Raw genomic sequence first — 7,156 nt, 5'->3', positions numbered from 1 at the left:
CGGCGCGCGCAACACCGCGCGCAGTCCGCGCCGCACGGCCGCCACCTCGGCCGCCGTGCTGGTGGGCGTGACCCTCACCTCGACCATGGTCACCGGGATCGCCCTGCTGGGGCCCGCCATCGAGTCGCGACTGGTCGACCGCGTCCCGCTGGACGTGGCCGTCACCGCACCCGACGGGATGTTGCCCGGCGGGCTGCCCGAGCAGCTGGCGGGACTGGACGGGGTGGCGGACTCCCTCGTCGTCGTCGACATGTACGCCCGCGACGACGACGGACGGCGCACGGTCCTGCGCGTGGCCGATCCGTCACGGGTGGCACAGGTGATGCGCCGCGAGGTCACCCTTCCCGGCCCGGGCGAGATCGTGCTGCCCGAGTCCTCCCCCGTCGCCGCGGACGCCCGTGACGGCGACACCGTCCGGTTCCGCTTCTTCACCGACGACGACGGACGGGACCTCGTCGTGCGCCGCTCGTCCGACCAGTGGGCCCTCGCCGCCCCGGGGAGTGTCCCCGACTGGCCCGTGGCGCACCTGCCGGACGGATCCCCCTGGCCGGAGGGTCAGGAGATTCCTCAGCAGTTCGTCCCGCGCACCGAGCAGTGGCTGCGGATGGACGACGACCTCGAGGGCGGGTCCCTCGAGGCGGCGCTCGACGGGGTGAGGTCGGCGGTGGCGGACGCCGACCCGTCGCTGGCGGTCACCGAGACGTTCGCCTCCCGCGACCAGATCGCGGGCTCCGTCCGGACCGTGCTCACGTCCAGTTCGCTCCTGCTGGCGGTGGCGGTGGCGCTCGCACTGGTGGGAGTGGTCAACACGCTCACGCTCGCGGTCCGGGAGCGGACGCGCGAGATCGGGTTGCTCCGCGGCGTGGGCGTCACCCGGACCGGCGTGTGGCTGATGCTCGTCGCGGAGACCGCACTGGTGGCGGCGAGCGCCTCGGCACTCGGGGTGGTCCTGGGTGCGGCGTTCGGCAGGCTCGGCGCGGTCGCCATGGTGGGCCCCGGGATCGCCGGTAACATCGCGCCACCGGTGACCGATCTGATCACGGTGGGAGTCGGTGGGCTCGGGGCCGCCGTCCTCGCCGCCGCCGTGGCCTCACTCGGCGCGGTCCGCACGCGGGCGGCCGGCATCTGACCCCCGGCATGACGTGTTCCACAGCGTCGACCGGTAGCCATCCTTTGACGGAACTGAGACACTATCGTTATGCAAATTCGGGTGCTCCTGTCCGCCGGCGCGATCGCGCTGGTGGCGGCGTCGTGCGCACAGCCGGATCCGCAGGTCCTGTCGGAAGCCCCGGGGTCCGCCTCTGCCACCGAACTGACCTCCGCGGCCGAACCGACCGAGCGCGAGACCCAACCGGGTCGCTTCATCGCGCGGTGCGCGACCGAGGCCGACGGCGGCACCCCCGGGATGACCGTCTTCACGGACGGTAGCCAGAGCGTCACCGACCACTGCCTCAGCCGCTATTACATCGGGGTGCAGCCCGCCCCGGGTGCGCTGTACGTCGCCGACGACGAGACGGGGACCTACGCTCCTCCCCGCCAGCCCGCGGCGGGCACCCCGACCACCCAGTGGACTCCGGCCCAACCGCGGACGGACGTCGGTGTGCAGGATCCGTGGTTCGACGCCGACGAGCCCGACGGGGACCCGGACGAGCCGACGGAGAACGGTCCGGGCGACGGCACCACCGAGGAGACGACACCGGGCACGCCGGTGACCCCACCGGAGGGCACGACGCCGCCGACCACCTCACCGACCAGCCCGCCCACCTCTCCCGGAGGCACGGAGCCCTCCACCCCGGGCGAGGTCGAGACCACCACGACCGGGGGACAGGTCAGCCAACCCACCACCGGATCCACGGAACCGGCGCCGACAGAGGTGCCGACCGCGCCCGGAACCGTCGAGTCCGAACCCCCGGCAGCCCAGAACTCGGTCCTGCCGCCGTTCGGGTGGAGGGGTTCGTTCGGGTCGGAGCAGCTCCCGGCGCTGCCCTGGCCCGCACCGACCAGCTAGGTCAGGCCTCGTCCATCCGACGACGCAGGTCCTCGCGCTTGGCCCGCCGGTCGGCGTCGACCGCCGAGATGTCGGAGTTGATCTCCGCGCGCAGGCGGGTGAACAGGATCATGGACAACGGTAGCGCGACCACCACCGAGAGTATCGCCGCGACGAGCACCGGGACGTCCACCCCGGCGAGGCGGCCGATCCCTATGATGACCAGGGTCAACGCCACGACCATCAGCAGTCTCAACACGGTGTAGAACATCATGTTGCGGGCCAGCCGTGCGCCGGGCCTGGTTCCGGTGGTCACCTGTGCCGGGATTGCCGACTCGTCTCGCTCGCTCATGAACACCAGGATACGTATCGTGGTGCGAAGGAGGTTCGAGTGATCTGGCTGTTCGCACTCATCGGTGTGGTGACCGTGGCAATCCTGCTGTGGCGGGCCTTCGGGCCCGGTTCACGGCCGGCCCCGCCGCGCGTGATCGCACCGGACGACGACCCTGATTTCCTACGGGATCTCGACGGGCGTAAACCCCTGGACCCCTAGCGGGCCAGGAGATCGACGATCGAGTCGACCGCGTGGCTGATCTGCGCCCCGGTCCGGTCGAAGACCTCGGGCTCGCGGCCGATCGGGTCCTCGATGTCCCACGCCGGGTCGTCGGTGTCCACGCCGAGTCGGGCCCGCGCCAGCCCCGCGAGGGTCAGCGCCCGGTCGGCGTCGGCGAGGTGGGCCGCCTCCAGCAGCGTGTAGGTCTTCTTCCACAGCAGCGGGGCCATCTCCTGCACGGCGTCACGGTGGGCCCGTGTCGCGGTGAGGACCAGATCGTGACCCTGCAGGAGTCGCGGCGTGAGCAGACGGGAGGCGAACCCCTCGGCGTCGCCGCCGTGGGCCCCGAGTACCCGGCGGGTCTCGGGGTGGATCGCCACACCGTTGACCGCCCTCGTCCCCGCGGAATCCGCGACCACGTCGAGACCCGCGTGCGCGGCTCGCACGGAGAGCAGCCGCTCGGCCAGCGGTGACCGACACATGTTGCCGGTACAGACCGTCATCACCGAGATCGCCATGGCGCAGATCCTAGTGGGAGGCCCCCACGACGACGGCCCGGCAGGTCACCGCCCGGAACTCCCGGGCGGGCGTCACTCGCCGCGCCACTGCGGGGCGCGCTTGTCCAGGAACGCGGTCATGCCCTCCTGCGCGTCGCACGTGACCGCGTTGGTGGCCATGGTCTCGGCCATCTCGCGGTACGCCTCGCCCTGCGGGAGGTCGATCTGCCGGTAGAAGGCCTGCTTGCCGATCTGCAGGGTCAACGGGCTGGCGTCGGCGATCCGGGTGGCCAGCTCGTCGACACGGGCCCGGAGCCGGTCGGCGGGGACCGCCTCGTTGACCAGGCCCCACTCGACCGCGGTGGCGGCGTCGATCGTCTCACCGGTCAGGAGCATCTGGAGTGCGCGCTTGCGGCCGATGTTCCGCGAGACCGCCACCATGGGGGTCGAGCAGAACAGGCCGATCCTCACGCCCGGGGTGCCGAACCTCGCGGTGTCGACGGCCACGGCGAGGTCGCAGGTCGCCACGAGCTGACACCCGGCGGCGATGGCGTGGCCCTGCACCTCCGCGATCACGGGCTGGCGGATGGCCTGGATCGACTCCATGAGCTCGACGCAGGTGTCGAAGACCTCACGCTCCTCGTCGAGGGTGCGGTCGATCATCTCACCGATCTCGTGCCCGGCGGACAGCGCCGGGCCCGACCCCGTCACCACCACCACGCCGCACGACGGGTCGTCACCGAGGTCGCGGATGGCGGCGGTGGCCTCGCGCATCATCCGCAACGACAGGGGGTTGCGGCGCTCGGGCCGGTCGAGGGTCACGCGCGCGATCGGACCGCTGCGCTCGACGAGGACGTACGGGGTGCTCACTGGGGCCTCCGGGAGGGACGGGAGTGCGTGTCCCCCGGTTCTACCCCGCCGGACGGGTCCGTGGCGCGGGAGTGGGGACCGACGCCCCCGATGGAGGTCGGGACCGCGGCGCCCCGGGGCCACCTCGCCGGGACTACCGGGCCGGGGGTTATCGAGCCGGGACCGGGTGCTCGCCTCCACACCACTTCTCGGCGGGCACGGCCGCCTTGACCTGGTCGACGTGCTGACCACAGCCGTCCCAGGTGGTCTTGCCGCAGACGGAACAGGCGACGGGATAACACATGGCGTCCTCCTTCATGGGGTTCTCGACCCGACAGGGCGTCGTTCGATACCCCCTAGGGTATGTCAGTCCGCGTTCGGGCGCCACTCCTCGTCCACCCGCGCGGTGGCCTCGCGCAGACGCTCCACGTGAGCCTCGCAGTCCTCCCATCGCGGCAGGCGCCCCGCGGCCGCGACGTCGAGCAGACTCGGGGCGTCGCGGTCCTTCTGGCTCATCACGTGCGTGACCGGGGTGCCGTCGAGCGCGACGGAGGGCCAGTCGATCGCGATGTGGGAGTCGAACGCGTCCACCGCGTGCTCGGCACCCGGTCGCCACCCCTCCGAGCACAGGTACATGACCGTGGACTGCGGCTCCAGCGAGAGGAATCCGTGCGCCACGCCCTCGGGGACGTAGATCGACCGCTGGTCGCTCGAATCGAGGACCACCCCGGACCACTCACCGAACGTGGGCGACCCCACCCGCACGTCCACCACGACGTCGAACACCGTCCCGGACGGGCACATCACGTACTTGGCCTGCCCGGGCGGCACGTCGGCGTAGTGCAGGCCGCGCAGGACCCCCTCCCCCGAGACCGACACGTTGACCTGTGCGAGGTCGAAACGGTGCCCGGTCAGGCGGCGGAAGGTCGGGTCGGTGAACGCCTCGTGGAAGACCCCGCGGTCGTCCGAGATCCGGCGGGGGGTGATCTCCCACGCCCCCGTCACACTCAGCTCGCGTAGCTGCACCGGCGGTCCCGCCTTCCTGGTCAACTGACTTCGATCCCGCCCACCCTAGCGGGACACGCCGCGGCCGCCCGAGTGCGTCAACCCCTCATGGCGCCGACGATCTGGCCTGCCGTCCACTCCCCGATCAGCAGGCAGTCCATCGCCGAGTCGTGCAGGGCCGCGTCCTCGCGCCACCCGGTCACGACGAACTGGAAGACATAGGTCGCCTCGTCGTCGCTCCATCCCACGATCAGGCTCGAGGTGGCCATCTCGCCGGGCTCGGCCGTGTAGGTGCCGCGGAGGTAGCGGTAGATGCTGCGTACGGCGCCGGCGTCCTCGTCCCCCTCGCCCGCGACCTCCTCCAGCACCGTCCAGTCGGACAGGACCTCCGCGGTGGCGACGATCATGGTCACCGCGTCGTCGGTGGACATCGCGGGCGCCACGCGGGCGCAGGTGGCCACGGCGTTGGGCGAGAAGCCGTCGCGGTGGGCCCCCGGGTCCACGTAGATCACCGCCGACGGCTCCGGCGACTCGATCCGCTGCCACGGCGGGTTGTCCACCCACGTCAGCGGTTGCGCGGCCACCGCCATCGGGGGGCTCGCCTCGAGCGAGCGGCCGGTCGAGGCGCAGAACTCCTGGATGGAGGACATGTCAGCCCTGCAGTCCCGCGCCGACGATGTGCGCCCCGCCGTCCACGACGAGCGTCTGCCCGGTGATCCAGTGGGCGTCGTCGGAGAGCAGGAACGACACCGGGCCGGCGATGTCGTCCGGCACCCCCAACCGGCCCGCCGGCAGTGCCGCGGACATCTGCTCCTCGCGGCCGGAGTAGAGGGCCTCGGCGAATCGTGTCTTGACCACCCCCGGCGCCACCGCGTTGACGCGGACGGCGGGGCCGACCTCCACCGCGAGTTCCTGCGTCAGGCGCATGACCAGTGCCTTGGTGGCGCCGTACCACCCGATGCCCGGCGAGGGTGCCAGTCCCGCGATCGAGGCCACGTTGACCACCGCCCCGCCGCGCTCACCGAGACCCGAGTGATAGACCTTCTGCGTCCACGCCAGGGTGCCCAGTGCGTTGACCTCGGTGATCTTGCGGGCGGCCGCCAGGTCCACGTCGACCGTCCGACCGAAGACGGGATTGATGCCGGTGTTGTTGACCAGCAGGTCCACCGGCCCGAACGCCTCCTCGGCCCGGGCCACCACCTCGCGCTGGTGATCCTCGTCGTCGGACTTCCCCGCCACCGCGAGCACCCGGTCCGGCGCACCCAGTTCGGCGACCGCCTCGTCGAGGCCCTCCTGCCCGCGGGCGGTGATCACCACGGACGCACCCTCGGACAGCAGTCGCCGCGCGATCCCCAGACCGATCCCACGGCTGGCGCCGGTGACGAGAGCGGTCCTGCCCGCGAAGCGGTCGGGCACGACGGGGCCGGTGCGGGGGGTGGGAAGGGGGGAAGGGCTCACGTGTCGTCTCCTGGTGCGGTTCGGGGCTCTCGGGTGTGCACTGCCAGCCTAGAGGCCGTGTCCCCGTCATACGTTCACGGGATTTTCTCAGCCCGCCCCCAGGGAATACCGGCCGACGGGCGGGACGGGAGTTACAGTCGTCGTCAGGACTCAACCGGCCGTCACGCACGGCGCAACTACCCCAGGGCGTGCCCATGTCACCACTTGATCCACGCGGTGCGGCGGACACCCCCGTGTGCTCGATCCTCGACATCCCGGGGCCCCGCTGGTTCCACCCGGGCGACCCGATCTGGCGTGTCCACGGCGACGCGGCCACCCCGATCGGCGTGACCACCGGACTGCTCATGCTGGCCGCCAACCCCGCCTTCGCGGCCGCGCTCACCGCCGCTGACGCGGTCGAGAACCCCTGGTCCGCGGACGGCTACCTGCACGACCTCATCGAGATCACCACGTTCGGCACGGTCGACGACGCCATGGTGACGATCCAGAACTCACACCGCGACCGCTCCACCTTCTCCGGCACCACCGAGCACGGCCAGTACTACTACGGTTCGGATCCGGAGCTCATGGAGTGGGCGCACGCCGCCATCACGTGGGCACTGCTCGCCGCGTACCAGCGCTTCGCGGCGCGGCCGCTCACCCCGGCCGAGTCCGACCGATACGTCAGCCAGACGGCCGGCATCGGGCACCTGCACGGCTGCCGCGTCTCGCCCACGACCGTCCGCGAACTCGAGCAGCTGCTCCGTTCCTCCCGGGACCGCGCCCGTGCGACCTCCGCTGGTCAGCGGGCCGCGACCCGGCTCCGCG

At 71.9% G+C, this 7,156-nt stretch carries 11 protein-coding genes; 4 read left to right on the top strand and 7 right to left on the bottom strand.

What is annotated here, in order from left to right:
- Together G6018_RS07595 and G6018_RS07590 are read left to right on the top strand one after the other, a co-directional pair.
- Positions 1–1,129, top strand: a 1,129-nt coding sequence (locus tag G6018_RS07595; protein ID WP_182639292.1) for an ABC transporter permease, incomplete at its 5' end; no start/stop codon positions are given.
- 69 nt (positions 1,130–1,198) lie between these two features.
- The gene (locus tag G6018_RS07590) at positions 1,199–2,008 is read left to right on the top strand and encodes a hypothetical protein (RefSeq protein ID WP_182639291.1); all 810 of its coding nucleotides are present in this window, start codon (positions 1,199–1,201) and stop codon (positions 2,006–2,008) included.
- A gap of 1 nt (position 2,009) precedes the next feature.
- Here G6018_RS07590 and G6018_RS07585 read toward each other — a convergent pair whose 3' ends face one another.
- Positions 2,010–2,339 (bottom strand): DUF4229 domain-containing protein, encoded by a 330-nt coding sequence (locus G6018_RS07585; RefSeq protein ID WP_179523207.1) that lies wholly within the window; start codon positions 2,337–2,339, stop codon positions 2,010–2,012.
- Between the two features lie 39 nt (positions 2,340–2,378).
- On the opposite strand from G6018_RS07585, the gene G6018_RS07580 reads away from it, so the two are divergent.
- Entirely contained in the window at positions 2,379–2,540 is a 162-nt protein-coding gene (locus tag G6018_RS07580; protein WP_017837921.1) for a hypothetical protein, read from the top strand.
- Here the strand turns inward: G6018_RS07580 and G6018_RS07575 are convergent.
- The 6 genes from G6018_RS07575 to G6018_RS07555 form a co-directional block, all read right to left on the bottom strand.
- Complete coding sequence (locus G6018_RS07575; RefSeq protein WP_182639290.1) at positions 2,537–3,058, bottom strand: protein-tyrosine-phosphatase; 522 nt, start codon at positions 3,056–3,058, stop codon at positions 2,537–2,539. The two genes, G6018_RS07580 and G6018_RS07575, sit on opposite strands and share 4 nt — an antisense overlap.
- Positions 3,059–3,130: 72 nt before the next feature.
- On the bottom strand, positions 3,131–3,907 hold the full coding sequence (locus G6018_RS07570) for an enoyl-CoA hydratase (protein WP_179523209.1): 777 nt from the start codon (positions 3,905–3,907) through the stop codon (positions 3,131–3,133).
- Between the two features lie 148 nt (positions 3,908–4,055).
- The gene (locus tag G6018_RS17550; RefSeq protein ID WP_259845221.1) at positions 4,056–4,190 is read right to left on the bottom strand and encodes a hypothetical protein; all 135 of its coding nucleotides are present in this window, start codon (positions 4,188–4,190) and stop codon (positions 4,056–4,058) included.
- A 62-nt stretch (positions 4,191–4,252) separates the two neighbouring features.
- On the bottom strand, positions 4,253–4,912 hold the full coding sequence (rfbC, locus tag G6018_RS07565; RefSeq protein ID WP_182639289.1) for a dTDP-4-dehydrorhamnose 3,5-epimerase: 660 nt from the start codon (positions 4,910–4,912) through the stop codon (positions 4,253–4,255).
- 77 nt (positions 4,913–4,989) lie between these two features.
- Positions 4,990–5,541 carry an LpqN/LpqT family lipoprotein gene (locus tag G6018_RS07560; RefSeq protein ID WP_182639288.1) on the bottom strand — a complete coding sequence of 184 codons (552 nt, stop codon included), beginning with the start codon at positions 5,539–5,541 and terminating at the stop codon, positions 4,990–4,992.
- A gap of 1 nt (position 5,542) precedes the next feature.
- A complete protein-coding gene (locus G6018_RS07555; RefSeq protein ID WP_347237823.1) occupies positions 5,543–6,349 on the bottom strand; it encodes an SDR family oxidoreductase in 807 nt (268 codons plus the stop codon).
- A 194-nt stretch (positions 6,350–6,543) separates the two neighbouring features.
- On the opposite strand from G6018_RS07555, the gene G6018_RS07550 reads away from it, so the two are divergent.
- Positions 6,544–7,156 (top strand): oxygenase MpaB family protein (locus G6018_RS07550; RefSeq protein WP_187700962.1); only part of this gene is annotated, 613 nt, incomplete at its 3' end.

This window comes from Dietzia sp. DQ11-44, assembly GCF_014145205.1.
Classification (GTDB): Bacteria; Actinomycetota; Actinomycetes; order Mycobacteriales; family Mycobacteriaceae; genus Dietzia; species Dietzia natronolimnaea.
Note: the sequence above shows the minus strand (reverse complement) of the source record. Positions and strands in the feature narration are given on the sequence as shown.

Bases quoted from the DNA above. Each gene is read 5' to 3' on its own strand.
- G6018_RS07590 (WP_182639291.1), top strand. From the start codon at position 1,199: ATGCAAATTCGGGTGCTCCTGTCCGCCGGCGCGATCGCGCTGGTGGCG.
- G6018_RS07585 (WP_179523207.1), bottom strand. From the start codon at position 2,339: ATGAGCGAGCGAGACGAGTCGGCAATCCCGGCACAGGTGACCACCGGA.
- G6018_RS07575 (WP_182639290.1), bottom strand. From the start codon at position 3,058: ATGGCGATCTCGGTGATGACGGTCTGTACCGGCAACATGTGTCGGTCA.
- G6018_RS17550 (WP_259845221.1), bottom strand. From the start codon at position 4,190: ATGTGTTATCCCGTCGCCTGTTCCGTCTGCGGCAAGACCACCTGGGAC.
- G6018_RS07560 (WP_182639288.1), bottom strand. From the start codon at position 5,541: ATGTCCTCCATCCAGGAGTTCTGCGCCTCGACCGGCCGCTCGCTCGAG.